At 70.0% G+C, this 23,405-nt stretch carries 21 protein-coding genes and 1 pseudogene; 7 read left to right on the top strand and 15 right to left on the bottom strand.

The genetic code is table 11. The features are described from left to right. Positions 1-662: 662 nt before the first annotated feature. Entirely contained in the window at positions 663-1,790 is a 1,128-nt protein-coding gene (locus tag ACIRSS_RS27415; protein ID WP_400899747.1) for an AI-2E family transporter, read from the top strand. 93 nt (positions 1,791-1,883) lie between these two features. On the opposite strand, the gene ACIRSS_RS27410 is transcribed toward ACIRSS_RS27415, so the two are convergent. Continuing rightward, positions 1,884-3,428 carry an FAD-dependent monooxygenase gene (locus ACIRSS_RS27410; protein WP_400899745.1) on the bottom strand — a complete coding sequence of 515 codons (1,545 nt, stop codon included), beginning with the start codon at positions 3,426-3,428 and terminating at the stop codon, positions 1,884-1,886. Positions 3,429-3,498: 70 nt separating this feature from the next. On the opposite strand from ACIRSS_RS27410, the gene ACIRSS_RS27405 reads away from it, so the two are divergent. Further along, positions 3,499-4,077 carry a TetR/AcrR family transcriptional regulator gene (locus ACIRSS_RS27405; RefSeq protein WP_400899743.1) on the top strand — a complete coding sequence of 193 codons (579 nt, stop codon included), beginning with the start codon at positions 3,499-3,501 and terminating at the stop codon, positions 4,075-4,077. Positions 4,078-4,114: 37 nt separating this feature from the next. Here the strand turns inward: ACIRSS_RS27405 and ACIRSS_RS27400 are convergent, their stop codons facing one another. From ACIRSS_RS27400 to ACIRSS_RS27370, 7 genes are all read right to left on the bottom strand, one after another. Further along, positions 4,115-5,761, bottom strand: a complete 1,647-nt coding sequence (locus ACIRSS_RS27400) for a hypothetical protein (RefSeq protein ID WP_400899741.1) — start codon at positions 5,759-5,761, stop codon at positions 4,115-4,117. Beyond that, positions 5,758-7,701 (bottom strand): hypothetical protein, encoded by a 1,944-nt coding sequence (locus tag ACIRSS_RS27395; protein ID WP_400899739.1) that lies wholly within the window; start codon positions 7,699-7,701, stop codon positions 5,758-5,760. The genes ACIRSS_RS27400 and ACIRSS_RS27395 overlap by 4 nt, the downstream gene beginning before the upstream one ends. A 179-nt stretch (positions 7,702-7,880) precedes the next feature. Then, the gene (locus tag ACIRSS_RS27390; RefSeq protein WP_400899737.1) at positions 7,881-8,156 is read right to left on the bottom strand and encodes a muconolactone Delta-isomerase; all 276 of its coding nucleotides are present in this window, start codon (positions 8,154-8,156) and stop codon (positions 7,881-7,883) included. A 1-nt stretch (position 8,157) separates the two neighbouring features. Beyond that, positions 8,158-9,276, bottom strand: coding sequence for a muconate/chloromuconate family cycloisomerase (locus tag ACIRSS_RS27385; RefSeq protein ID WP_400899735.1), 1,119 nt, complete (start codon positions 9,274-9,276; stop codon positions 8,158-8,160). A 60-nt stretch (positions 9,277-9,336) separates the two neighbouring features. Next, the gene (gene catA / locus ACIRSS_RS27380; RefSeq protein ID WP_400899733.1) at positions 9,337-10,185 is read right to left on the bottom strand and encodes a catechol 1,2-dioxygenase; all 849 of its coding nucleotides are present in this window, start codon (positions 10,183-10,185) and stop codon (positions 9,337-9,339) included. 13 nt (positions 10,186-10,198) lie between these two features. Then, complete coding sequence (locus ACIRSS_RS27375; protein WP_400899731.1) at positions 10,199-11,755, bottom strand: 4-hydroxyphenylacetate 3-hydroxylase family protein; 1,557 nt, start codon at positions 11,753-11,755, stop codon at positions 10,199-10,201. A 42-nt stretch (positions 11,756-11,797) separates the two neighbouring features. Beyond that, a complete protein-coding gene (locus tag ACIRSS_RS27370; RefSeq protein ID WP_400899729.1) occupies positions 11,798-12,355 on the bottom strand; it encodes a flavin reductase family protein in 558 nt (185 codons plus the stop codon). Between the two features lie 125 nt (positions 12,356-12,480). Here ACIRSS_RS27370 and ACIRSS_RS27365 point away from each other — a divergent pair, with 125 nt between their 5' ends. Continuing rightward, entirely contained in the window at positions 12,481-13,275 is a 795-nt protein-coding gene (locus ACIRSS_RS27365; RefSeq protein ID WP_400899727.1) for an IclR family transcriptional regulator C-terminal domain-containing protein, read from the top strand. Between the two features lie 27 nt (positions 13,276-13,302). Here ACIRSS_RS27365 and ACIRSS_RS27360 read toward each other — a convergent pair whose 3' ends face one another. Together ACIRSS_RS27360 and ACIRSS_RS27355 are read right to left on the bottom strand one after the other, a co-directional pair. Next, the gene (locus ACIRSS_RS27360) at positions 13,303-13,752 is read right to left on the bottom strand and encodes a DUF1931 family protein (RefSeq protein WP_400899725.1); all 450 of its coding nucleotides are present in this window, start codon (positions 13,750-13,752) and stop codon (positions 13,303-13,305) included. A 227-nt stretch (positions 13,753-13,979) separates the two neighbouring features. Then, the gene (locus ACIRSS_RS27355; protein WP_400899723.1) at positions 13,980-14,624 is read right to left on the bottom strand and encodes a phosphatase PAP2 family protein; all 645 of its coding nucleotides are present in this window, start codon (positions 14,622-14,624) and stop codon (positions 13,980-13,982) included. 561 nt (positions 14,625-15,185) lie between these two features. On the opposite strand from ACIRSS_RS27355, the gene ACIRSS_RS27350 reads away from it, so the two are divergent. Then, positions 15,186-16,010: a ZIP family metal transporter gene (locus ACIRSS_RS27350; protein WP_400899721.1), complete on the top strand. Its 825-nt coding sequence runs from the start codon at positions 15,186-15,188 to the stop codon at positions 16,008-16,010. 12 nt (positions 16,011-16,022) lie between these two features. On the opposite strand, the gene ACIRSS_RS27345 is transcribed toward ACIRSS_RS27350, so the two are convergent. Both ACIRSS_RS27345 and ACIRSS_RS27340 read right to left on the bottom strand, forming a co-directional pair. Beyond that, complete coding sequence (locus ACIRSS_RS27345) at positions 16,023-16,724, bottom strand: response regulator (RefSeq protein ID WP_400899719.1); 702 nt, start codon at positions 16,722-16,724, stop codon at positions 16,023-16,025. Continuing rightward, complete coding sequence (locus ACIRSS_RS27340; protein ID WP_400899717.1) at positions 16,721-18,310, bottom strand: ATP-binding protein; 1,590 nt, start codon at positions 18,308-18,310, stop codon at positions 16,721-16,723. Before ACIRSS_RS27340 ends, ACIRSS_RS27345 begins: the two co-directional genes overlap by 4 nt. A 171-nt stretch (positions 18,311-18,481) precedes the next feature. Here ACIRSS_RS27340 and ACIRSS_RS27335 point away from each other — a divergent pair, with 171 nt between their 5' ends. From ACIRSS_RS27335 to ACIRSS_RS27325, 3 genes are read left to right on the top strand one after another with little or no spacing between them, the layout of a single operon-like run. Beyond that, positions 18,482-19,297: an ABC transporter ATP-binding protein gene (locus ACIRSS_RS27335; RefSeq protein WP_400899715.1), complete on the top strand. Its 816-nt coding sequence runs from the start codon at positions 18,482-18,484 to the stop codon at positions 19,295-19,297. Continuing rightward, on the top strand, positions 19,294-20,172 hold the full coding sequence (locus ACIRSS_RS27330) for an ABC transporter permease (RefSeq protein ID WP_400899713.1): 879 nt from the start codon (positions 19,294-19,296) through the stop codon (positions 20,170-20,172). The genes ACIRSS_RS27335 and ACIRSS_RS27330 overlap by 4 nt, the downstream gene beginning before the upstream one ends. 26 nt (positions 20,173-20,198) lie before the next feature. Beyond that, positions 20,199-21,248 (top strand): ABC transporter substrate-binding protein, encoded by a 1,050-nt coding sequence (locus tag ACIRSS_RS27325; protein WP_400899711.1) that lies wholly within the window; start codon positions 20,199-20,201, stop codon positions 21,246-21,248. A gap of 108 nt (positions 21,249-21,356) precedes the next feature. Here the strand turns inward: ACIRSS_RS27325 and ACIRSS_RS27320 are convergent, their stop codons facing one another. The 3 genes and pseudogenes from ACIRSS_RS27320 to ACIRSS_RS27310 all read right to left on the bottom strand — a co-directional run. Continuing rightward, positions 21,357-21,992 carry a DedA family protein gene (locus ACIRSS_RS27320; RefSeq protein ID WP_400899710.1) on the bottom strand — a complete coding sequence of 212 codons (636 nt, stop codon included), beginning with the start codon at positions 21,990-21,992 and terminating at the stop codon, positions 21,357-21,359. 91 nt (positions 21,993-22,083) lie between these two features. Further along, the gene (locus tag ACIRSS_RS27315) at positions 22,084-22,920 is read right to left on the bottom strand and encodes a hypothetical protein (protein ID WP_400899708.1); all 837 of its coding nucleotides are present in this window, start codon (positions 22,918-22,920) and stop codon (positions 22,084-22,086) included. A 61-nt stretch (positions 22,921-22,981) separates the two neighbouring features. Continuing rightward, positions 22,982-23,086: pseudogene (locus ACIRSS_RS27310) on the bottom strand (hypothetical protein); the annotation flags it as partial. Positions 23,087-23,405 lie beyond the last annotated feature (319 nt).

Genomic DNA, 23,405 nt, shown 5'->3' with positions numbered 1-23,405 from the left:
ATCACCGCCCAGGCCTTGTCCGTCAACTCACCGCGACCAACCACGTCCGCAATCCAACCGGACCGCAGCTAGGTCACTTACAGGACACGCCCTAGTCCGGCGATCTCCCCACTCCGACCCGGCTTTCGACCGGATCCGCACTCGGGTAATCCCGCCGCGTGTACCGCCCCGGCACCAATGAGTCCTTGTGGACGAACCCCGGCATCGGCCACACGTCACGCTGCCAGTCCGGCGTCTGCCCGAGCACCTGCCAAGTGTCGTTGTGCAGACTGGCGTCTCCGAACCTGTGTACCCAGACCGCGGCACCAGGGCGCAGCCAGGCCGTGTCCGCCAGCTGCGGCACAACATCGCGCGCCGGCTCGAAAAGTACCCGAAGAGGATCGAAGGCGACCTAGTCGCGATCGCCGAAACCGGTGGCGCTGGCGGGGACGACGACTCGAACCGCAGGAGAATCAGTACTTCCCGGGTGAAAGCCGATCCTACGGTTCAAACCCGGCTCCGATGGTTACCCTGCCCGCGGTTGAACACACAGCCGATCACTCGCGCGCGGATTCCGTCACCACGGGTCGCGCCGGCCTTCCTCCACGCACCTTCGGTGCGAGACAGCGCGGTGCCCCATGACCTCATCATCCGATCCCGCCGCCGAAGGACACCACCCCCTGGTGGGACAGCCTCACAGCGATGACGAAGAGGGCACGGTCGCCGAGGCCGAGGCCGAAGCCGCGGAAATCAGCACTCCCGAACGACCGCTGGGCGGAATCGGGAAGCGGATCGACCGCCGGTCGCCGTTCTTCATCGGGATGACCGCCGCGGCCGGGGTCGCCGTCACCTACGGGCTGATCCGGCTCCTCGCCGGTGCCGAGCAGATCCTCGTCCTGGTGGGACTCGCGCTGTTCCTCGCCATCGGCGCGGAACCGGCCGTGTCGTGGCTGGTCACCCGCCGGTTTCCGCGCTGGCTGGCCGTCACCACCGTGTTCCTCGTCGCCTTCGGCGCCGTCGGCGGATTCCTCGCCGCCGCGATCCCCGTCATCGTCGAACAGGCCACCGCGCTGGTCAAGCAGGCCCCGGAGTACCTCCGCGAAGCTCAAGACCACAACACCTTCCTGGGCCGGCTCAACGAACGCTTCCACCTGCAGCAGGCGATCGAGTCGGCGTTCAGCTCCGGCGGCGGCCTCACCAGCGGGGTGCTAGGCGCCGGCAAAGCGGTCTTCAACGTCGTGACCGACACGCTGGTCGTGGTCGTCCTCACCATCTACTTCGTCGCCGACCTGCCCCGCATCCGCGCCACGATGTACCGGCTCATCCCGCACTCCCGGCGGCCGCGGGCGATCCTCATCGGCGACGACATCTTCTCCAAGGTCGGCGGCTACGTCCTGGGCAACCTGGCCGTCTCCGTCATCGCCGGCGTCCTCACCCTGGTCTGGCTGCTGATCTTCGGCGTCCCCTACGCCGCGCTCCTGGCCATCGCGGTCGCGGTGCTCGACCTCATCCCGGTGATCGGCTCCGTGATCGGCGGCGTCCTGGTGAGCCTGGTCGCGCTGACCGTCTCACTCCCGGTGTGCCTGGCGACGGTGGGGTTCTTCGTCGTCTACCGGCTCGCCGAGGACTACCTGCTGGTGCCGAAGATCATCGGGAACGTGCTCAAGGTGCCCGCTCTGGTCACTGTCGTCGCCGTCCTGCTCGGTGGCGCACTGCTCGGCATCATCGGGGCGCTGGTCGCCATCCCCGTCGCCGCGGCGGTCCTCCTGCTGGTCAAGGAGGTGCTCTATCCACGCCTCGACCAAGCGTGACGACAGGCAAGGCCGCGGCGCTCCAACACTGATGGCGCTGCCGTTCGAGAACGACCGGACCGACTGCTGATTCCGCTGGAGCTGACTTGCCCGTCATGCGGGGACGGCCGCGGTGCCGAGCACTCGCGTCACTGCCTCGGCGAGTGGCGTGCCGCATGTCGAGTGCCAGGCGACGATGACGTCCGGGCGCAGCAGCAGAGCGCCGTCGGCGGGCAGGCAGACCTCGGCGAGCCAGTCCTGGTGCGACACCTCGGCCAGACGCAACCCCAGACGATCCGCTTCGGCGATCCAGCGTCCGTTGTCGGGGCCGGTGAGCAGGGTGAGGCCCGGCCCGGCGAGGTCCACAGTGGACGTCTTGGCGTCGAGCCACGCATGGGGCACGCGCGTGCCGGGACGGCCCGCCGGGGCGTAGTGGTCGACGGGCGCGGGGCCGCGGCCGTCCGGTACGAACGCACCTTCCGGGTACTGGGTGCCGAACATCGTGGCCGGCAGGTCGTCGTGCCGGCTGTCGGGCTTGGTGAAGGCGGCCAGCATGTCGCCGACGTGCCCGCGGACCGTGCTGGAGGCTTCGGCGATCGCGTACCCGGCCGGATGGCGTTCGGCGTGGTAGGTGTCGAGCAGGGCGGACGCTGCCGTCCCGGCCAGCACGGCAGCGAGTTTCCAGGCGAGGTTGGCCGCGTCGGCGATGGCGGTGTTGGCTCCGGCCGCGGCCATCGGGGGCATCATGTGCGCGGCGTCGCCCACCAGGAACACGCGGCCGTCGCGAAGCCGGTCGGCCACGCGCATCGCCGACTCCCAGGGCGACCGGCTGAGCAGTTCGACGTCGAGATCCGGCAGGCCGATCACGATGCGCAGGAGGTCGTGCCAGTCGCCGTCGCCGAGCGTGTGTGCCTCCGGAAAGTCGGCCGTCGAGAACAGCCACCGGTCCGTGCCGTTGACCGAAAGGAAGGCGCCCGACGCGACCGGATTGCTGATCTCGCACAGGTTGAACGGCTTTTCCCGCGCCAAATCCGTGAGATCGGCGCGGAAATACAGATCGAGGTTGTCGGCGAGGTGGCCGTGGCCGCTGCGCTCGATACCCAATGCGGTGCGGACCGGACTGCGCGCGCCGTCGGCGGCGATCAGGTAGTCCGCGCTCAGCTCGTACGGTTCCCCGTCCGCGGGCTTCAGCAGCGCGGTCACCCCGTCGTCGTCTTGGGTGAAGGACACCAGTTCGGTGCCCAGCCGGACGGACACGCCCCGGTCGGTCACGGCCCGGCGCAGGATCGGCTCCAGCACGACCTGCGGGCACAAGACGTTCGGTCCCGGGCTCAGCTCGGGAATCCTCGCCTGCTGCAGTCGCCGTTGCCGCATGGTGCCGGTCATTTCCCGGACCCGGGCGGCGGCCAGCGTCGGCCCGGCCAGGACCTCGGTGAACGACGCCAGCGGCGCACTCGCCTCGGCGACCTCGCCCGCCAGGCCGAGCAGGCGGAACACCTCGGTGCTGCGCGGGTTGAACCGGCGCGCCTTCGGCTGCGGCGACACACCGGCGTGCTTCTCGACCAGCACCGGATACACCCCTTCGCGGCGCAGCAGCAGGGCGGCGGTCAGGCCGGCGATGCCGCCACCGCTGATCAGAACCGGAACACGTGTGGTCATGGGAACCCCTCGAAGTGAAAGTGACACGGTAAAACTGAGTACACCGTGCAACTAGTGATATTGTCAATCCATGACCACCGGGATGGGCAGGCGGGAGCGCAAGAAGGCGGCTACCCACCAGGCGCTGGCCGACGCGGCCCTGCGGTTGTTCCTCGAGCGCGGCTACGACAACGTGGGCGTCCGCGAGATCGCCGACGCCGCCGACGTCTCGACCACGACGCTGCAGAAACACTTCCCCAGCAAGGAATCCCTCGTGTTCGACCGGGACGCCGACATCGAGGAGGCCCTGATCGCCGCTGTGCGCGACCGCGCGCCGGGCACTTCGGTGCTCGCCGCGCTGCGGGACCACACGCTGGCCCGCGTCGAGCGCGGCGCCGCTGCCGACGGGGCGTCGGAGTTCATGAGCCTCGTGTGCAGCACACCGGCACTCAGCGAGTACTGGCACCGGATGTGGATGCGGCACGAGGACGCGCTCAGCCGCGTCCTCGCCGCCGAAACCGGCGCACCCGAAACCGATCCCGGATGCGCCGCACTGGCCCACTTCGCGCTGGAAACCTCGGCACTCGCGATCCGCGCCGAAGATCCGGCCCGTACCGTCGAAGCCGCGTTCGCCATCCTCGAACACGGCTGGCGCGCCTCACCACGCTGAGCTGCTTCTGCCGCTGGTAATGCGTGCGGCGCCGGCATCAGCTCGCGCAGTCGAGCACCTGGTAGTTCTCACGATTACCCGGGTTGCCGAGCCGCTGGCACTGCGTGGCGTAGACCGTTCCCTGGGGCACTCCCCCGGGAAAGGCCAGGATGGGAACGGGACGGCCGATGGGCCACAGGTCGTTCGGCGGCTGCTGCTCGGACCAATAGAACTCGCCCGCCGCGCCGCGGATGGGCTTGTCGCGGTACCCCGTCAGCTGGTCGCGGATGTCCGCGGGTAGGGGAAGCGCCTGCTTTTGCGCGTACATGGAGCGGATGGCAGTGACCGCCGCGGCGACCGCGTCGTGGTGCATGACCGCGTAGCCGTCGGCCAGGTCGTCCTTCGGGAACCCCGCCGCGCCGGTCGTGAACGCGTTGCGGAAGACCGCGTACTGGCTCGGCGCGGACTTGCCCTGGGCCCAGTCGTCCGGCGCCGTCGACGACGCGGCCAAGATCGTGACCTTGGCGTCGGCCAGGTCGCGGGTGGTCAGCGGAGCGGCATCGGTGCCCGGTTGGTCGCCCGGAACCACCACGAGGCCGGTCACGCCGGCGGCGATCACGAGCTGCCGTGCCGCGCTGGCGCCGCGGCGGAACTTCAGGCTTCGCACGAGCCGCGGGAAGTCGGCGTCACGACCGGCGTAGAAGACCACCGCGGGGTTTTCGATGCTGATCGATTCGACCGCCTCCTGGAAGAGCGCGGTCGACCCGGTGCTGGGCGGAGTGCTGCCGTTGAACCAGGATTGGTGGTTGTTGAGCGAGAGCGGGGCGAACACGTCGACGAAGTCGTCGCCGAGGGTTTCGACGTAGTCGTCGGGATTGCGGTCCCGCACGAGGAAACCGGTCGTGGCCGAGCTGCCGAGCGCCTCTGCCAGCGACTTGACGTAGGCGTGGTTGGACGGGGACACCTTGAACAGGCCGGGTTTCTCGGCACCGCCGTCGGCTTTCCGGGTGGTCATGGTGTCGGCGGTCAGGACGCTGCCGATGCTGGGGAGCTGCCAGCGGGTGTTCAGTTCTTTCGCGGCGTCCCGGGTCTGCGGCACGCTCACGCCCATGCCGGCGACCGCGAGCAGCGGGTGCTCACCCGTGGTCAGGGTGCCCAGTCCGGCGACGACGGTGGGCCAGGCTGCCTGATCGTTGCCGATGTTGGCCAGCACCAGCTGGATCTGCGGTTTGGGGTCGCCGTAGGGCGTGGGGCCGCCGTTGGTGTAGATCTGCGCGGTGTAGGCGCCTTCGAGCGCGTGCGCGATCGGGCCGGCTCCGAGCTTGCTGTCCGGTTTCGCGGTCATCGGCATCATCACCGCCACCCGCACGTAGGGCTGCCCCGAACCGGCGACACGCCGGTTTTCCGCCACGATCTTGCCGACCGCCTTCGTCATCACGGGGTCGTCCGAGCCGAACGCGAAGTCGAGGTCGGTGAGCCAGCCGACGCACTGCCCATCCGTCTCCTGGCGGTCGAGGCTGTAGCCGTCGCCGGTCCGCGCCGGCACACCGGTGCACTGCGCGGCCTGGTCGGCGAGGCCACCGAGCACCCACCACGTCACGCCGCCCAGCGCGAGAACGACCACGGCGACGAGAACGAGCACGCGACGGCGTGTTCGCGCTCCGGTCTTCTTGCTGCGCGGGTAGGTGTAGTCGGAGTCGGTCACGAAGCTCCTTCGGCAGAGTGCGCCGGCGTGCCCGGCGTCGTGGTGGAGTGGGAGCGGGCCGGGCGCCATCGGCGGGCGTGCGCCCGGTGGGTGGTAACCAGGTCGGACAGCTCGTCGCAGGTGTCGTCCAGGTGGGTGGCGAGTTCGTCCAGGCCGCCGGCGATGCGCGTGTGCAGCGTCCGGCGGTGGGTGCAGGACAACGGGTCGGCGGCGGTCTGCAGCCGGTTCACCAGCGAGGGCAGGAACGCGGGCCAGCTGCCCGTGGCCGCCGTCGGCTCGCCGCGCCGCGGCGCGGCGGTGACGTCGAGCAGTGTGGCCAGCCATTCGGGCAGTGCTCGGGTGCCGAGGCTGAGGCTGAGGGCATCCAGCACCTCCTCGGTCCGGCCGAGCGCCAGTGCGTAGTGCAGCCGGCGCACCGACGCGGCGTCGTCGGGTTGCCCGGGTGCGGCCAGAAACTCGAACGTCCGGCGCCAGCTCGACGGGTGGTCATCGGGCCGTCCCGCGAGCCGGCGCAGCAGCAGTGCCCGCAGGACGGTCGTCGGCTGCGTGGCGGTGTGGTCCCAGAGAGTGCGCGGCAGGTCGAGACCGTCGGCGCGGGTGGTGACGCGGGTGAGCAGCCGCTGGCCGTCGTGGCGGTCTCGGGCCGCGGAGCACGTGACCAGGATGTCGATCTCGTCTTCGCCGAAGCCGGTGAGGAGGTGCTCGGTCAGCGCGCTCCGCACGGTCGAAGCGCCGTGCGCGGCATCGAGCAGGTGCTCTGGATCGGTGCCGGGCGGCATGCGGGAGCCGACCGCGTCGAGCAGGAACGCCGTCGCCCCCGGGTGCCCCCCGGTGATGAGGTACACGCAGTTCGCGAGATTGGCGTGCCTGCGCGGTTCCGGCATCGACACCACCATCTTCCGGACGTCGTCGGCTGAGAGGAAAGGCAGCCGGCGCCGGGCCCACACCGCGTGCGCACCGTGTCCGCCGGTGAGGTCGGTGACGGACCCGAGTTCGAGGACTCCGGCGCGTTGCGCGGCCGGCAGCCTGTCCCGCAGCGCGCCTCGGCTGGCCCCGGCGATGACGATCGGGGACGGCAGGTCGGCGCCGGCGTCGGCGTCCAGAGTCCGCAGTGCGACTACGGTGTGGAGGAAGCTCGACCCGAGTGAGCAGTCGGCGTTGTCCAGCAGCACCAGGCAGTTGACGGCCCATTCGGCTGAGTGCCGGGCGGTCCGGAAGTTGTCGCGCAGGTCAGCCAGCAGTGCGTCGCACAGCAGCTCGTCGAACTGGCTCGCCGGTTCCGCCAGCGCCGGGTTGCGCAGCCCGGCGTTCAGGTCGATCAGCTGGCCGACCGGGTCGCCGGGTTCACCGCGATCCCGGTGCCCGTACCAACTGCGGGCGCGGCCGTGCGCGTTGCGGCTCAGCAGCCGCCGGGCCGCTCCGTCGACGAAAGAGTCGACGGCGAGCTCCACCAGACCGCCTGGCGGGTCGACCGACCCCGGCACCTGCTTCAACGCTTCCTGGGCCGCGCCGCTCAGCACTTTCTTGAGCGTGGCGAGGCCGAGCCGTTGGGTGAGCATCGCCTCGACCTGACGGCGAGCCTCGGCGGGATCGTCGTCCAAGTCGAGCTGAGCGGCCCGCAGGCCGATGACGAGCCGATCGAACCGCAGCGAGCCGTAGAGGGCACACCGCCGCGACAACTGCGTGGCGATCGCGGCGAGCAATTCGGGTAGGGCGTGTTCCCCGAGCTGTTCCTCGACCGCGGCGACGTCGAGATGAGAATAGGGGATTTTTCCTGCCCACCCCTTCGCGAAGCTCCGCAGCAATGCGGTTTTTCCTGTTCGCGCATCGCCTTCGAAAAGCACGATCGGCGTATGGACAGCCGGCCCGCCCGTGGGACGGACCAGTAGCTGCCGCAGCATCTTCGGCTCGACCGCGCGGCTGTAGAGCTGGCCCCCCACGACACCTCCTGTGTTGCGCTGCTCAGCGCGCCCAGGAGGTAGTCGCAGAAGGTGGCGACGTGTTACACCGCGCAATATCAGGTGAAATCGCGACACCGTGTCCGCGTGGGGAATGTCGGACGCTCACTCGGCGCCCCCGCGCAATTCACCACCGCCGGCATTGCGCCGGCACACACGGCCTACTGGGCGGACAGGTCCGAAGGGTGTGTCGCCAGTGGGGTGACCTCGATCTTCATGAACGGATACAGCGGCAACGTCGACAGGATCCCGTGCAGCTCGTCGTTGGAGGCGACGTCGAAGACGCTGAAGTTGCTGTAGCGCCCCACGATCCGCCAGAGGTGGACCCACACGCCCGCGCGCTGGAGTTCCAGCGCGCGGGCCTTCTCCGCGGCAACCCGGTCGGTGACGTCGAGCCCGGACGGGATCGAGACGTCCATGCGCACGTGGAACAACATCTCAGCGCCTTTCCAGGCGGCGCACCGCCGCCATGTCGAGGTCGACGCCCAGGCCTGGACCGTCCGGCAGGTGCAGCTCGCCGTCGGCGTAACGCAACGGTGTGGTCAGCAGCTCGTCGCTCATCAGCAGCGGCCCGAACAGCTCACTCCCCCACGTCACCGCCGGGGTGGTGCAGGCGAGCTGGAGCGTGGCGGCCGTCCCGACCGGGCTTTCGATGGACGTGCCGGCGTGGCACGGGATCCCGGCCGCGGCGGCGACCTCCGCGATCGCCCGCGTCGCCCGCAGGCCGCCGGACTTCGTCGTCTTGAGCGAGAAGACGTCGGCCGCGCGGGTCTTGGCCAGCCGGAGCGCGTCGCCCGGGGTGCGGAGGCTTTCGTCGGCCATCACCGGGACCGGCAGCGCGCGGTTGATCTCGGCCAGCGCTTCGACCTCGGCGCCCGGCACCGGTTGTTCGACGAGGTCGACGCCGGCGTCGACCAGCCGCGGCAGGTACCGCAACGACGTCAGCAGGTCCCAGCGCGCGTTGAGGTCCACCCGCACGCTCGCCACCCCTACGAGCTTCTCGGCCACCGCGCACACCCGCGCGACGTCCTCGGCGGGGTCGAGGGCGCCCATTTTGAGCTTGAAGCTGCGGTGCCCGGCATCCAGCTTCGCCAGGGCTTCGTCGGCGACCACCGGCGCCGGTTCGGTGCCCAGCGCCCAGGTCACCGGCACCGACCGCCGGGCGAGGCCGCCCAGCAGCGTGTGCACGGGCACCCCGAGCGCGCGGGCCCACGCGTCGTGCAGGGCCACCTCGACGGCGGCCTTGGCGTACAGGTTGGCCGCGACGACGTCCGAGAGGTCGCGCAAGATCCCCGCGATGTCGTCGACGCGCCGGCCCAGCAGGATCGGCGTGAAGTAGCGCTCCACCACCAGCCGCATGGTCTCCACCGACTCGCCACCCCACCACGGTCCGCCCGGGACCACCCCCTCGCCGACGCCGATGACGCCACCGCGGGTGTGCACGAACACCAGCAGCACCGGCTGCGCGGCCATGCCGGTGCGGGCGAAGCGGTGCGGTCGGCGCAGAGGCACGTCGAGCAGCACGGTTTCGACGGCCTCGATCGCCAGATCGGTCATGTCTCCTCGTTCCGGGGAAGGGGCCGGCCGGGCCCGTGCGAGGCCCGGCCGGCCGGTGCGTCAGGCGCGTTCGAGCACGAAGTCGTAGGTCGCGCGCAGCCGGCCGTCCTCCGCCGGCCGGGGGTCGAGCACGAGCTCCGGCTTGGTGGCCTCGGCGACGTCGCTGTCGAGCCACTCGCCGCCCTGGAAGTACAGCTGCGTGGTGATCGTGCGGTAGCCGGGTGCGCGCACCATCAGGTGCAGATGGGCCGGCCGCCACGCATGCCACCCGGCGGCGGCGATGAGCTTCCCGGTCGGGCCGTCGGTCGGGATCTGGTACGGCGCCGGCTGGACGGTGGTGATTTCGAACCGGCCCTGGCCGTCGCTGACGACGACACCGCGCAGGTTGCCGTCCGGGATGTCCGGCGCGAAGCCCGAGTAGTAGCCGTCGTCGTCGGCGTGCCAGATGTCCAGCTCCGCCGCGGCGACCGGGTTGCCCTCGACGTCGCGGACCTGCCCGGCGAAGACGAGCAGGGTGCCCTTCTCGCCCGAGCGCATCGGCAGCGCCGCCTGCCACGGCAGTTTCTCCTGGCCGGGCAGGTAGTACGGGCCCTGGATGCTGCCCTTGGTCCCGTCCTGGCTCCGCGCGGCGACCTCCTCGACGACGTGCTCGACGAACACGTCCAGGAACAGCGGCCATTCGCCGCCCTCGCCGACGTCCATCAGCCACTGCTTCGCGGCCTGGAACTCCGGGTAGGTGACGTCGTGGTCGCGGATGGCCTGGTGGACGCCGCGCAGCACGGCGCGGGCGACCTCGTCGACGCGCTCGGGCGGCACGTCCTGCGTGGTCCGGCCGGCCGCGCGGAAGGCGGCGCTGGCGGAGCTGCCCGAGCCCGCCGCGGTGGGCGTGGGGTGTTCGGTGGTGGTCATGGCGGGTCCTTCGTCAGCGGGAAAGGGAGGTGGCGCCGGGGTTGTAGAGGTCGGGGACGGTCCAGCCGTCGAGGTCGTACTCGGCCATGCACTGCTCGGCGAAGCCCTTCATCGCCTCGGCCGAACCGGACTGCTGGGACGCGAACAGCAGCTCGGCGCGCACGCCTTCGTGGTTGCCGGAGTAGTTGCGCTCGTAGAGCTCGTGGCGGCCGCCGAACTCGCTGCCGATCGAGTCCCAGATCAGCTTCATCAGCTTCACGCGCTCGACGGAGTCGTAACCGTTGGAGCCCCGGACGTACTGGTCGAGGTAGGGCCGGATCTCCGGCGACTTGAAGTCCTTCGCCGACGACGGCAGGTAGATCAGCGCGGACCCCAGGTCCTGCATGATGATCTCGCGGATGCGCGGGTAGCCCAGCGTCATGAACCACCGGTAGGCCAGGCCGTAGTCCAGGTGCGGCAGGACGGCGCCGTTCTTCCACTCGTCCGGGTTCGCGGCCATCGCGTCCGACAGCGCCCAGAACAGGTTGCGCCAGCCGATGACCTCGCCGACGCGGGTCTGGATGCCGCGGAAGTCCTTGGTGCCGGTGACTTCCACGCCCTTCATCAGCAGCCCGGCGATGAAGTCGAGCTTGACGGCCAGCCGCGCGACGCCGTGGAAGGTGAAGCGGTGCAGGAAACCGGAGCCGGGGAAGAACGTGCTCGCCTTCTCGGCGTCGCCGTAGATGAAGACGTTCTCCCAGGGGATCTTCACCTTGTCGAGGATGAAGATCGTGTCGTTCTCGTCGAACCGGCTCGAGAGCGGGTAGTCGAACGGGCTCGCGGTCTGGTCGGCAACGTTCGAGTAGGAGTTGCGGCAGATCAGCTTCATCCCGGGGGCGCCCATCGGGACTGTGCAGACGAGCGCGAACTCGCGCTTCTTGATCGGCAGGCCGTAGTGGGCGATGAAGTTGTAGTTGGTGATGGCCGAGCCGGTCGCGACGACCTTGGCGCCGGAAACGATCAGGCCGTCGTCACGCTCCTCCTCGACGTGGATGAACAGGTCCTTGACGTCGTCGGGGTTGCGGTCGCGGTCCACCGGCGGGTTGATGATCGCGTGGTTCCAGTACAGGACCTTCTCCTGCGACTCGGTGTACCAGCGCCGGGCGTTGTCGGCGAAGGGCTCGTAGAAGTCGGAGTTCGCACCGAGCGTGCCGAGGAAGGCGGCCTTGTAGTCGGGGCTGCGGCCCATCCAGCCGTAGGTCATCCGCGCCCACGCGACGATCGCGTCGCGGTCGGCGAACAGGTCCTCTTTGGACTTCGGCGTGCGGAAGAACGGGTGGGTGAAGCCGCTGCTGCCGGTGTCGGTCGGCGCGGTGAGCACGGACTGCCGGTCCGGGTCGTGGAGCGCGTCGTAGAGGCGGGCGGTCATCCGGACCGAGTTGCGGAACGCCGGGTGCGTGGTGACGTCGTCGACCTTGTCCCCGTAGATGAACACCTCGCGGCCGTCGCGGATGGACTCGATGTACTCGTCGCCGATCATCGGCCGGGTCGTGCGCACCTTCGCGGGCGCTTCGTGGTCTTGGATGGTCATCGGTGAACCCTTCGTCGGTGAACGGTCGTTTCGCGGGCGGAGTCAGGAAGCTGCGGTGAGGGGAGCGAATTCGGCCGCCGAGCCGAACCAGCCGAGGTCGGGGCAGTCGACCGAGGCCGACCAGTGGGCGTTGCCGCGCGGACCGAGTTCGCGGAACCCGCCGGCGAAGAACAGCAACGGGTCGGCGTCGCTGGTTTCGAGGTGCTCGACCTCGCCGATGACGATGAGGTGGTCACCGCCGTCGTAGATCCGCCACGGGCGGCACGAGATGGTGGCCGCGGTGCCGGTGAGCACCGGCGCCACCACGCCTTCGGCCCACCCCGGCGCCCGGTCCTGCGGGCGGCCGGCGAAGTGCCACGCCGTGTCGAGCTGGTCCGCGGCGAGGACGTTGACGGCGAACGGCGCGCCATCGAGGTAGCGGCAGGCCTTCGACTTGCGTGTCAGCGTCACCTGGCACAGGGCCGGCTCGAGGGAGACGGCGGTGAAGGCGTTGACCGTCGCGCCGTGCGGCTCGCCCTGGTCGTTGCGGCAGGTCACGACCGTGACGCCGGTGGCGAAGCGGCCGAAGGCATTCCGGATTTCGCGCTGGTCGAGCGTCATTGCCCTTACCTCCTGTACGCTGTGCGTACATTCTGAACGCTATGCGGACACTGTAGGGAGAGTCCCCCGGCGGGTCCGCGTTGTCAAGACGGGATCCCCGGCGCGGGGTGCGGAAGGATGGGGAGATGGAGACCGACCGCGACTTCATCCAGAGCATCGAGCGGGGCTTCGCCGTGCTGATGGCGTTCAACGCCGACCGCGCGAACCCGACGCTCGCCGAGCTGGCCTCCGCGACCGGCCTGTCCCGCCCCGCCGTCCGGCGGATTCTCCTGACGCTGCAACGGCTCGGGTACGTCCGCGGCGACGGGCCGCGCTGGTCGCTGACCCCGCGCGTGCTGAGCATCGGCCAGCACTACTCGGCGTCGCACGGGATGATCGAGACCGCCCAGCCGCGGCTGCTGAGCCTGGCCGAGGAGACCGGCGAGTCGGCGTCACTGGCCGCGTTGGACGGCGCCGAGGTCGTCTACGTCGCCCGTGTCCCGGTGCGGCGGATCATGAGCATCAACGTCTCGATCGGCACGCGCGTGCCGGCGCACGCGACGTCGATGGGCCGGGTGCTGCTGGCCTGGGCCCCGCCGGCGATGGTCGACGAGGTCGTCGCGGCGGGTCTGCCCCGGTTCACCACGCGGACGATCACCGACGAAGGCGACTTCCGGAAGGCGCTGCGGACGGTGCAGGACCAGGGCTGGTCGCTCGTCGCCGAGGAGCTCGAGGAGGGCCTGCTCTCGGTGTCCGCGCCCGTGCGGGACGCAAGCGGCGCGGTGGTGGCCGCACTGGCCTCGTCGACGTCGAGCGGACGCTCGGATGTCGAGAAGCTGCGCCAGGAGGTCGTGCCGCTGGTGGTCCGGACGGCCGCGCGGATCAGCACCGACCTCGGGCACCGCGTCGTGCCCGGCACCGGCCGCGAAGGGTTCTTCTAGACCTCAGGGGCCGGCGGCGCGGCCCTTTCAGAGGAGCAGCTCGAACATCCGGAAGACCTGGTCCCACTCGGCGGAGCCGGGGTTCTTGACCCGCGGATCGATGACCTTGAACGCCTGGGCGAGAGCCACGCTGAGGCCGCCGGCGACGGCCGGGAGCCGTGCCTCGGTCTCTTCGGAGATCGCGATCCCGAGCGAGGGACGCGCCAGGAGCTGCTCGAGCAGCGGCACCACTTCCAGGTCGTCGTCCATCTTGAGGAACTCGTGCATGCGCTCCTGCAGTCCCTTGGTGATCGGCAGGTCCCGCGGCTCGATGACGTCCCGCCCGTTGGCCTTGGCCGTCGCCTTGGCGACCACGAAGAGGTCGTAAACCTTGCGGTCCAGGAACTCGTCGTACCGCTTCAGGTCGCTCTTGTCGACATCCAGGCTCGCGGCCACCCGGAAGAACCGTTCGAACCGCGCCGCACCCATGACCGGCATCAGACCTCCTGAGAGAGATGTTCGTGCACGAACCGGACGGCCATGGCGCCTGCCCCGAGGCGCGGGGGCGCGCACCGGGACCTACCGCGTCAAACCGGCTCTGCGTACCCACACAGTGACAAAGACGGCCGCGTCCGCGCGTGCGCCCGGCAGGTCGAAATTCGCGGGGAACGATCGACCTGGCAGGGCAGAAGGTCGACCTCGTCGACGCTATCCGCAGGTCAACCTCACCCCGCAACCCGCCTACCCTCGTGCGCGGACGTCCCGACCAGCGGCCGGTACCTGCCTGACCGGAGGCGGCTGACGAGGGCCGTCAGCGGCGCGCGCAGCAGCAGGCCGATCAGCGCCACAGCCGCGCCGAGCAGGGCTCCGGCCAGGACGTCGTGGACGTAGTGCGCACCGAGGTACACGCGGGAAAATCCGATCAGCGCCGCCACCGCGAGCGCGGCGAGCCCGGCTCGGCGGCCGACGAGGAACAGGGCAACGGCCGCGGACACGGCGATCGTCACGTGGTTGCTGGGAAACGAGTAGTCCGTCGCGAAGTCGCAGGTGACCACGGTCGGCACGGCCGGATAGCGGACGCAGGGGCGCGGTTCCCCGACGAGGATCTTGACCAGGTTGCTCAGGCCGTAGGCCAAGCCGACGGCGATGGGCACCCAGAGCACGGCCGCCATCCGGGCGGCATCCTGGCGACGTGCGCGCCACCACGCGACCGCGACGAAAAGCGCGAGGAGCACCAGACCGGCGTTGGTGAAGACCTGGAAGAACCCGTGCAGCCACGGGGTCGCGCGGGCGAACCCGAGCACGTCCAGGTACCAGCCGCCATCGATGGCTCCGCCGTCCACCGCTCCGCCCAGCCTTTCGATCGACAATGGTGTAGAACTTCTACTTTAGTGTAGATGATTGGGACGGGTGCCGCCGCCGGGAGGCGGCGAACGGAGTTCCGACAGGCAGAGGGATTGGTGGTGGGCGGATGCGGCGTGCGCCCGGTGAACTCGAGGCGCAGGTGCTGGCCGTGCTGTGGAAGGCCGACGGCCCCCTGGGAAACCGGGCCGGTCCTTCCGGTACCGCGCCATCGACGACGAACCGGGGCTGGCCGCACGGCGCATGACGAAGGTGCTCGACAGCGAACCCGACCGCGACAGCGTGCTCACCCGCTTCGTCTCGAACCTGTCCGAATCGGACGAACACCTGCTCCGCGAGCTGTCGCGGCAGAACGAAGGCTGACCGGCAGCCGAAACGCAAAGCATTTTGCCTTGCTCTAACCGAAGATTTGCCGCACGCTTGCTCATGAGTCCACAATGGACCGCCGCGGTGCTCCGTCAGCGTGAAACCTGCCACTGGGGCGCATTAGGTTCGCCTCACCTCTATGAGGCGAGCCTTCCCTGAGCTACGGTCGCAGCGTTCGCCGCGAGAATTCAGGAGCCACGCTCATGTCACCCACGCAGATCGCCGTTCTCGGCGCCATTTCCGGGTTCACGATCTACCTGGGACTGCCGCTCGGCCGGCTGCGCGCCGAGATGCCACGCCTGAAGACCTTCCTCAACGGCACGGCCACGGGCATCCTGATCTTCCTGCTCTGGGACGTGCTCGCGCACGCCTGGGAACCGATCGACACCGGGCTGGGCAAGGGCGAGCTCGGCGGGGTGCTCGGCAACGGTGCCGTGCTGCTGGTCACCGCCGGGGCGGCCCTGCTCGGCCTGGCCTACTTCGACCAGGCGACCGCTCGCCGCCGGACGGACGCCCGGCGCGCGTACGGACCGGGTGCGGCGTCGGTCGGTGAGCTGAGCGCGGCGACGACCCGGAACCCGTCTTCCCGTCTGGCCATGACGATCGCGATCGGGATCGGCCTGCACAACTTCGCCGAAGGGCTCGCCATCGGCAACTCGGCCGCCGCCGGGGAGCTCAGCCTCGCCGTGCTGCTGGTGATCGGGTTCGGGCTGCACAACGCCACCGAGGGGTTCGGCATCGTGGCGCCCCTGACCGGAACCCGCCCGTCCTGGGGGTACCTCGCCCTGCTCGGCCTGATCGGCGGCGGGCCGACGTTCGTGGGCACGCTGGCCGGACAGGCGTTCGTCAACGAGACCCTCTCGATCGCGTTCCTCGGCCTCGCCGCCGGGTCGATCCTGTACGTGGTCATCGAGCTGCTCGCCGTCGCCCGCAAAGCGAACCTCAAGACCGTCACGACGTGGGGTGTGTTCCTCGGGCTCGTCCTGGGCTTCGTCACCGACGCGATCGTCACCGCCGCCGGAGCATGACCGGCCGGGAGCTCACGATCCGCCCGCAAGCGGCGGCCGCGGGCTTCCGGTCGCCCGGTACCGGTGCTCGGGACGTCCGGCGTTGCCGCGGCTCAGGGCGAGATCGACCAGCCCGCGCCGGACGAGGTCGGCCAGGTAACGCTGCGCCGTGGCCCGGCTGACGCCGAGCCGGTCGGCCACGTCGGTGGCGGACAGCTCGCTTGCCGAGCTCCGGAGTTCATCGAGCACCTGCGCCATCGTGGCGGGCAGGCGGCGCCGGTCGACCGTGCGGGCGACCGGTCCGCGCAGGATGCCGTAGAGGGCGTCGACGGTCTCCTGGCTGGCGACGGCCACGCCGTCGATGCTGTCTCGCAGCTGCCGGTACGCCGCCAGCTGTTCCCGCAGCTGAGCGAAACCGAACGGCTTCACGAGGTAGTAGACCGCGCCGAGCTGCATCGCCCGCCGCACGCTGCCGATGTCCTGCGCGGCGGTGATCACGATGAAGTCGGGGCACGGTGCGCGGTCGCGCAGCGACTGCATGAGCTCGAGCCCGTTTCCGTCGGGCAGGTAGAGGTCGAGCAGCAGCAGGTCGGGTCGCAGGGTGGGGACGAGCGAGCGGGTCTCGGCCGCCGAGTGGGCCTCCCCCACCGCGGCGAACCCACCCACCCGGCCGACGCCGGCGGCGTGCACGTGGGCGATCCGGTAGTCGTCGTCCACCACCAGGGTTCGGATCATCGGTGCTCCACCAGGGTTTTCGTGGCCGGAAGGGGCAGTTCGGCGACGAACGCGCCGCCCGGCCCGGGCCGGGCCGTGATCCGCCCGCCGAGCCGGGTGACCAGGCGGTGCACGAGCGCGAGGCCGAGGCCGCGCGGGAGGCCGTTGCGGGGCGGCTTGGTCGTGTAGCCGTCCTGGAACACCCGGTGGGCGAGTTCGGCGCCGACCCCGGGCCCGCTGTCGGTGACGGACACGGTGAGGTGCCCGCTGTCCTGGACCAGCCGCACGGTGACCGAACGCGGCGCCGGGCTCTCGGCGACGGCGTCGAGGGCGTTGTCGACGAGGTTGCCCACGATGGTCAGCAAGGCGTCCGGCCCCGGCTCGTCGAGCCGGGAATCGTCCGACACGGTCAGGTGGACGTCGCGCTCGGCCGCAATGGTGATCTTGGCCAGCAGCAACGCGGCGAGCGACGCGGGCGCGATCCGCGACCGGAGTTCCTCCGCCTGTGCGGTGCTGCCGGCCGAGATCTCGTCGAGGTAGGCCATCGCCTCCTCGGTTTCCCCCATGCCGACGAGAACCGAGAGCACGTGCAGGCGGTTGGAGAACTCGTGCTGCTGAGCGCGCAGGGCGTCGGTCAAGCCGGTGACGCTGTCGAGCTCCCGCAGCAGCGCTTCCAGCTCGGTGCGGTCCCGCAGCGTCACCACCGAACCGATGTTCCGGCCCCGCACCCGCACCGGCATCCGGTTGGCCACCAGGAGGTGCTCGTCGGTCAGGACGACCTGGTCGATCCCGGGCGCCACGCCGCCCAGCACGTCCCGCAACCGGCCCTCGGGCAGGACCTCCTCGAGCGATTCGCCGATGGCCGCGTGCCGCCAGCCCAGCAGCCGCCGCGCTTCGTCGTTGACCATGCTGAGCCGCCCGTGCTCGTCGAAAGCCACCACGCCCTCCCGGATGCCGTGCAGTGTGGCTTCCCGCTCCTGCAGGAGCGACGCGAGTTCGTCCAGTTCGAGCCCGAACGTCATCCGTTTGAGCCGCCGGGCCAGAACCAGGGAGACGACGACGCCGGCCAGCAGCGCCGCGCCCGTGTAGGCCAGCAGGCTCGGGATCTCGGTCCAGAAGCTCTGGGAGACGTTCCGTTCCAGGATTCCCGCCGAAACCTCACCGATCACCGTGCCGTCGGGCGCCGTCAGCGGCGCCTTGCCGTTGGCCGAATCGGTCAGGCTGCCCGGATCGATGCCGACGTGGGTCTTCCCGTCGAGGGCGACCACCGGCTCTTCGATGCGGCGGCCGACCAGGGCGGGGTTCGGGTGGGAATGCCGGACACCGGCGCGGTCGATGACCACGACGTAGGCCGTTCCGGTGGCGAGCCGCATCCGCTCGGCCACCCGCTGCACTTCCCCGTTCCGGTCGCCGGTGGCCATTTCCGCGCGCACTGCCGGGTCCGCCGCGACGGCTTGGGCCACCGCCAGCGCTTCCCGTTCCGTGGTCCGGTCGAACTGGTCCCGGGTCACCTGCGTGTACAGCGCGAACCCCAGCACCATCGTCACGACCAGGATCGCGAGGACGTACCCGAGGACCAGCGAGGACAGCGTATGAGGACGACGCACGGCTACTCCTTCCGTCCGCGGTGACGGAGTGGCCGGAGTGTCCCCCACCCGACGTTAACGGACGGGAAAGCCGGGCTGGCAAAACGCGCAGAACCTGCGGTTACGCGGCTAACCCGGCAAAGCGGCACAACGCTTCCGCACTGCCGCGCCGGTTCCTACTGTCCTCGGGCCATGGACACCTCAACGCCGACGGCGATCCGGCTGGCGACCGTCACCCAGCGGTTCGCGACGCCGTCCGGACAGATGTACACCGCGTTGCGCGACCTCGACCTGGAGATCGGTGCCGGCGAGTTCTGCGCGGTGGTCGGCCCGACCGGGTGCGGGAAGTCGACCACGCTCACCCTGATCTCCGGGCTCGACCGGCCCACCGAAGGCCAGGTGCTGGTCGACGGCACTCCGGTGACCGGAATCGACCCGAAGGTCGGGTTCGTCTTCCAGAACGACGCCGTGCTGCCGTGGAAGTCCGTGCTGGGCAACGTGTGCGCCGGCCCTCGGTGGCGTGGCGGGGAAAAGCACGAAGTCCGCGAACGCGCCCGTGACTGGCTGCGCCGGGTCGGGCTGTCCGGCTTCGAGAACCACTACCCGCACCAGCTCTCCGGCGGCATGCGCAAACGCGTCGCGCTGGCCCAGTCGCTGATCAACGAACCGGGAATCCTGCTGATGGACGAACCGTTCAGCGCGCTGGACGTCCAGACGCGCTCGATCATGTCCGACGAGCTGCTCGCGTTGTGGCAGCTGACCCGCCCGACGGTCGTGTTCGTCACCCACGACCTCGAGGAAGCCATCGCCCTGGCCGACAAGGTCGTCGTCCTGACCGCAGGTCCGGCCACGGTCAAGGCGGTGTACGACATCGATCTCCCGCGTCCCCGCACGGCCCAGGAGATCCGCTTCGACCCCCGGTTCGTCGAGCTGTACCAGCAGATCTGGTCGTCCCTGCGCGACGAAGTCCAACTCGCCTACGCCCGCACGACCAAGGCGGCGTCGTGACGGCCCCCAGCCCCGCCCCGGCGGTTTCCCCGGCGAGCACGTCCGCGACCCGGGACGCCCGCGCGGTCAAGACCCGGGCCCGGCGCCGCCGGATCCTGGTGAACATCGCCCGCGTCTCGGTGGCGGTCGTCTTCCTCGGCGCCTGGCAGCTGACGACCGCCGTCGGCCTCCTGGACCCGTTCTTCTTCGGCCAGCCCAGCGCGATCGTGGACCAGCTGGGGCAATGGGTCCAGTACGGCACCGACGCCGGATCGCTGTGGGAGCAGATCGGCATCACCCTCGAAGAGGCGTTCCTCGGCTTCGGCATCGGGCTGGTGCTCGGGGTGACGTGCGGGGTCGCGTTCGGCCGGGTGCGGCTGCTGTCGGAGATCTTCGGGCCCTACATCAAGATCATGAACTCGATCCCGCGGATCGTCCTGGGATCGATCTTCCTGGTCTGGCTCGGCCTGGGCATCCCGTCGAAGGTCGCCCTCGCCGTCGTCCTGGTGTTCTTCGCCGTGTTCTTCAACGCCTACCAGGGAACCCGCGAGGTCGACCGCAACTACATGGCCAACGCCCGGATCCTGGGGGCGTCCCGCAGCCAGGTCACCCGGCAGGTCGTGCTGCCCTCGGCGTTCACCTGGATCATCGCCAGCATGCACGTGAGCTTCGGCTTCGCGCTGATCGGCGCCATCGTCGGGGAGTTCCTCGGCGCGCAACGCGGCCTCGGCCTGCTCATCCAGCAAGCACAGGGCAGCTTCAACCCCAACGGCGTGTTCGCCGCGATGGTCATCATCGCCGCGGTCGCCCTGATCACCGAGGGCTTCATCGGGCTGCTCGAGAAGAAGCTGCTCGCCTGGCGCCCGCCCACCACCTCCGCCGGCGCCGAACTGTGAACCCCCGCAAGCAAAGGAGCTCCACCATGTCCCGCAAACTCCTGCTCACCGGCGCGCTGGGAGCGGTTCTCGTGCTCTCCGCCTGCGGCTCGTCCCCGACCGCACCCGCCGCGTCCACCAACGCACAGGGGCAGACCACGGTCAAGCTGATGGTCGGCGGCGCCAACAAGCAGATCTACCTGCCCGCCAAGCTCGCCGAACGCCTCGGCTACTTCAAGGAACAAGGGCTGGACGTCCAGCTCTCCGACGAGCCCGCCGGCGTGGACGCCGAGACCGCGATGCTGGCCGGCCAGGTCGACGGGGTGGTGGGGTTCTACGACCACACCATCGACCTGCAGGGCAAGAACAAGGCCACCGAATCGGTGGTGCAGCTGCTGCAGGTGCCCGGCGAGGTCGAGCTGTGCCGCAGCGACGTCGCCGGCCAGATCCACTCCCCCGCCGACTGGAAGGGCCGCAACCTCGGCGTCACCGGGCTCGGCTCGTCGACGAACTTCCTCACCAAGTACCTCGCCGTGCGCAACGGCCTGCAGGCCGCCGACGTCCACTCGGTCGCGGTCGAGGCCGGCAACACGTTCATCGCCGCCATGCAGCACAAGTCCATCGACTGCGGCATGACCACCGAACCGACGATCTCCGCGCTGCTCAACACCGGCCAGGCCAAGGTGCTCGTCGACATGCGCACCGCCCAGGGCGCCACCCAGGCCCTCGGCGGCGTCTACCCCGCGTCGGCGGTGTACATGCAGAAGTCCTATGTGGATGCTCACAAGGACGTCGTGCAGAAGCTGGTCAACGCCTTCGTCAAGACGATGAAGTTCATCGCGAAGAGCAGCCCGGACCAGATCACCGACCAGATGCCCGCCGAGTACTACACCGGCGTCGGCCGCGCCGCCTACGTCAAGGCACTGGCCGACGAGAAGGGCATCTACACCCCGGACGGGATCATGCCCCAAGACGGGCCGCAGACCGTCCTGAACGTCCTGTCGTCCTTCGACCCCAACGTCAAGGGCCACAACGTCGACCTGACCAAGACCTACACCACCGAGTTCGCGCAGCAGGCCAACCAGACCATCAAGTGACCAGCGGCCGAGCCGGCCTCCGCCCTGCCCGCCAGGACGGAGGCCGGCTCGCGTCCGGCCGAATGCGACTCACGGAGCCCCGAACGCGGGCAGCCCCGAACGACCGTTTCAAAGCCTGCGGTCCGGGCCGTCGGACGGGCGCTTGCGGCCGCGCCGGAGTTCCAGCGCCAGCGGAATCAGGGAGACCACCACCACGACGGCGATGATCGGCAGGAGGTACTGGTCGATTCCCGGAATGCTGGCGCCGAGCACGTAGCCGGCGAGCGTGACCCCGACGGACCAGAGCAGGCCGCCGAGCACCTGCCACACCAGGAAGGTCCGCGCCGGCACGTCGAGGATGCCCGCGAGCGGGTTCAGCACCGTCCGCACGACCGGCACGAACCGGGCGAGCACGATGGCCTTCGCGTGGCCGTACCGGGAGAAGAGCTCCTCGGCGCGCTCGACACCCCGGTGCAGGTGGGGGTTGCCGATCTTCCCCAGCAACGCCCGGCCGCCCCGCCGGCCGAGCACGAACCCGACCTGGGCGCCCGAGACGGCGCCGGCTACCGAAGCCACGAGCACCAGCGGCAAGGACAGGTGCACCGGAGCCGAGGCACTGGTGGTGCAGAACAGCCCGGCGGTGAACAGCAGGGAGTCACCCGGCAGGAAGAAACCGACCAGCAGGCCGGTCTCGGCGAACAGGACCAGGAACACCCCGGCCGTGCCCAGACTGGCCAACCAGGACGTCGCACTCAGGGGGTTCACGCCGCGACCACCTTCCGACGGTGACTTCCGCGCCGCTCCGGCACCCGGGCGGCTCTTCTACACGATTGTAGAAGAGCCGCGTGACCGGGACTCATCCGAGTGAGCCGAGCAGCGCCGTGAGAGCCGCCTTCTCGTCCGCCGGCCGGGGACTGGTGGCCCGGAGCTCGCGCAGCACCTTGTCGATCTTGCTGTCGACCTCGGTCCACGTGGCCCGGTCCTTCGGCTTCAACCGGGCCTCGGCCTGGTCCCACTGGCTCTCGAGGTCGTCGACCCGGTTCGTCGCGCCGGACTGGTCGCCGGCGTCGAGCAGGTCGAGCGTGTCTCGCGTGATCTTCCGGAAGGCCGAGAGGTCACCCAGCGGCGTGACGTGGGCGACCGGGCCGCCGCCACTCGCGTTCGGTGCCGCGACCGGAGCCGGGCCCGCGGAGTCCTGCAGCGCGGACTTCCGCACGCTGTAGCCGGTCGCCGCGGCGATGAGGACCAGCGCGAGCACGACGACGGTCTGCCACAGGCCACCTCGCTCCCGCGAACCATCGGCCGGCGCGGCCGGCGTGATGTCCGGCTTCTTGACCGACAGGTGGAGAACGGTGCCGAGGATGCCCGCCGCGAAGATCAGGCTGGTCACGGTCGTCCCCAGACCGAGGCCGCCCGCGTCCGGCGGCTGTGCGAGGTAGTCGCCGAGTGACGCGCCGAGCGGGCGGGTCAGGACGTAGATGCACCAGAAGGCGAGCACCGGGTGGAGCCCGAGCCGCCACCCGATCGCGAGCAGGGTGACCGAAGCGGCCACGATGGCACCCGTCGCGAGGTAGTCCAGGCCCAGCACCTCGGCCATGAGGTCGCCGGTCGCCGTGCCGAGCGCGAAGGTGAACAGGATCGCCAGCCAGTAGAACGCTTCCCGGCGCCGGGTGACGATGGAATGGATGGACAAGGTTTTCTCGGTGCCGTACCACGCCAGGAAGGTTGACGTTGAGGAAGTCGGCCGCCGATTCACCGACCGTCGTGCACAACACCTTGACGATCCAGAAATAGACCGTGATTTCCGGAACTTTGTCGAGCAGCCGGCGATGCGGTTGCAGAACGCGTTGTGAGGTCATGGACGAGGTGTGACGGGACCCCGGGAAGCACCATCGCCGGGCGAGGGGGGTCCCCGGCAAAGGGGTGCGAAGTCCCGTCACGGCTTGCCACGCCAGGGACAACCGCATTGGTGATCAGCCGCAGGAGGGCAAAAGGACGGTTAAAGGGGGCGCACTCGTCTTGCCGTCCACCCTTCCGGTGCCGTTCGGCCGCGGGGGGGGGGCCCCCGCCCCCCCCCCCCCCCCCCCCCCCCCGGGGTTTTTTAACACACCCCGCTACCCGGGGGGGGACCGCACAAAGCCCGCAGGGGTGGGGTTGTCAAACCCCCCCGGGAAATAA

The sequence above is a fragment of the Amycolatopsis sp. NPDC101161 genome, from assembly GCF_044768185.1.
Lineage (GTDB): Bacteria > Actinomycetota > Actinomycetes > Mycobacteriales > Pseudonocardiaceae > Amycolatopsis.
Note: the sequence above shows the minus strand (reverse complement) of the source record. Positions and strands in the feature narration are given on the sequence as shown.

Coding starts and splice junctions, on each gene's coding strand:
- ACIRSS_RS27410 (WP_400899745.1), bottom strand. CDS start 3,428: ATGACCACACGTGTTCCGGTTCTGATCAGCGGTGGCGGCATCGCCGGC.
- ACIRSS_RS27405 (WP_400899743.1), top strand. CDS start 3,499: ATGACCACCGGGATGGGCAGGCGGGAGCGCAAGAAGGCGGCTACCCAC.
- ACIRSS_RS27390 (WP_400899737.1), bottom strand. CDS start 8,156: ATGTTGTTCCACGTGCGCATGGACGTCTCGATCCCGTCCGGGCTCGAC.
- ACIRSS_RS27385 (WP_400899735.1), bottom strand. CDS start 9,276: ATGACCGATCTGGCGATCGAGGCCGTCGAAACCGTGCTGCTCGACGTG.
- catA (WP_400899733.1), bottom strand. CDS start 10,185: ATGACCACCACCGAACACCCCACGCCCACCGCGGCGGGCTCGGGCAGC.
- ACIRSS_RS27375 (WP_400899731.1), bottom strand. CDS start 11,755: ATGACCATCCAAGACCACGAAGCGCCCGCGAAGGTGCGCACGACCCGG.
- ACIRSS_RS27370 (WP_400899729.1), bottom strand. CDS start 12,355: ATGACGCTCGACCAGCGCGAAATCCGGAATGCCTTCGGCCGCTTCGCC.
- ACIRSS_RS27365 (WP_400899727.1), top strand. CDS start 12,481: ATGGAGACCGACCGCGACTTCATCCAGAGCATCGAGCGGGGCTTCGCC.
- ACIRSS_RS27360 (WP_400899725.1), bottom strand. CDS start 13,752: ATGCCGGTCATGGGTGCGGCGCGGTTCGAACGGTTCTTCCGGGTGGCC.
- ACIRSS_RS27350 (WP_400899721.1), top strand. CDS start 15,186: ATGTCACCCACGCAGATCGCCGTTCTCGGCGCCATTTCCGGGTTCACG.
- ACIRSS_RS27345 (WP_400899719.1), bottom strand. CDS start 16,724: ATGATCCGAACCCTGGTGGTGGACGACGACTACCGGATCGCCCACGTG.
- ACIRSS_RS27335 (WP_400899715.1), top strand. CDS start 18,482: ATGGACACCTCAACGCCGACGGCGATCCGGCTGGCGACCGTCACCCAG.
- ACIRSS_RS27325 (WP_400899711.1), top strand. CDS start 20,199: ATGTCCCGCAAACTCCTGCTCACCGGCGCGCTGGGAGCGGTTCTCGTG.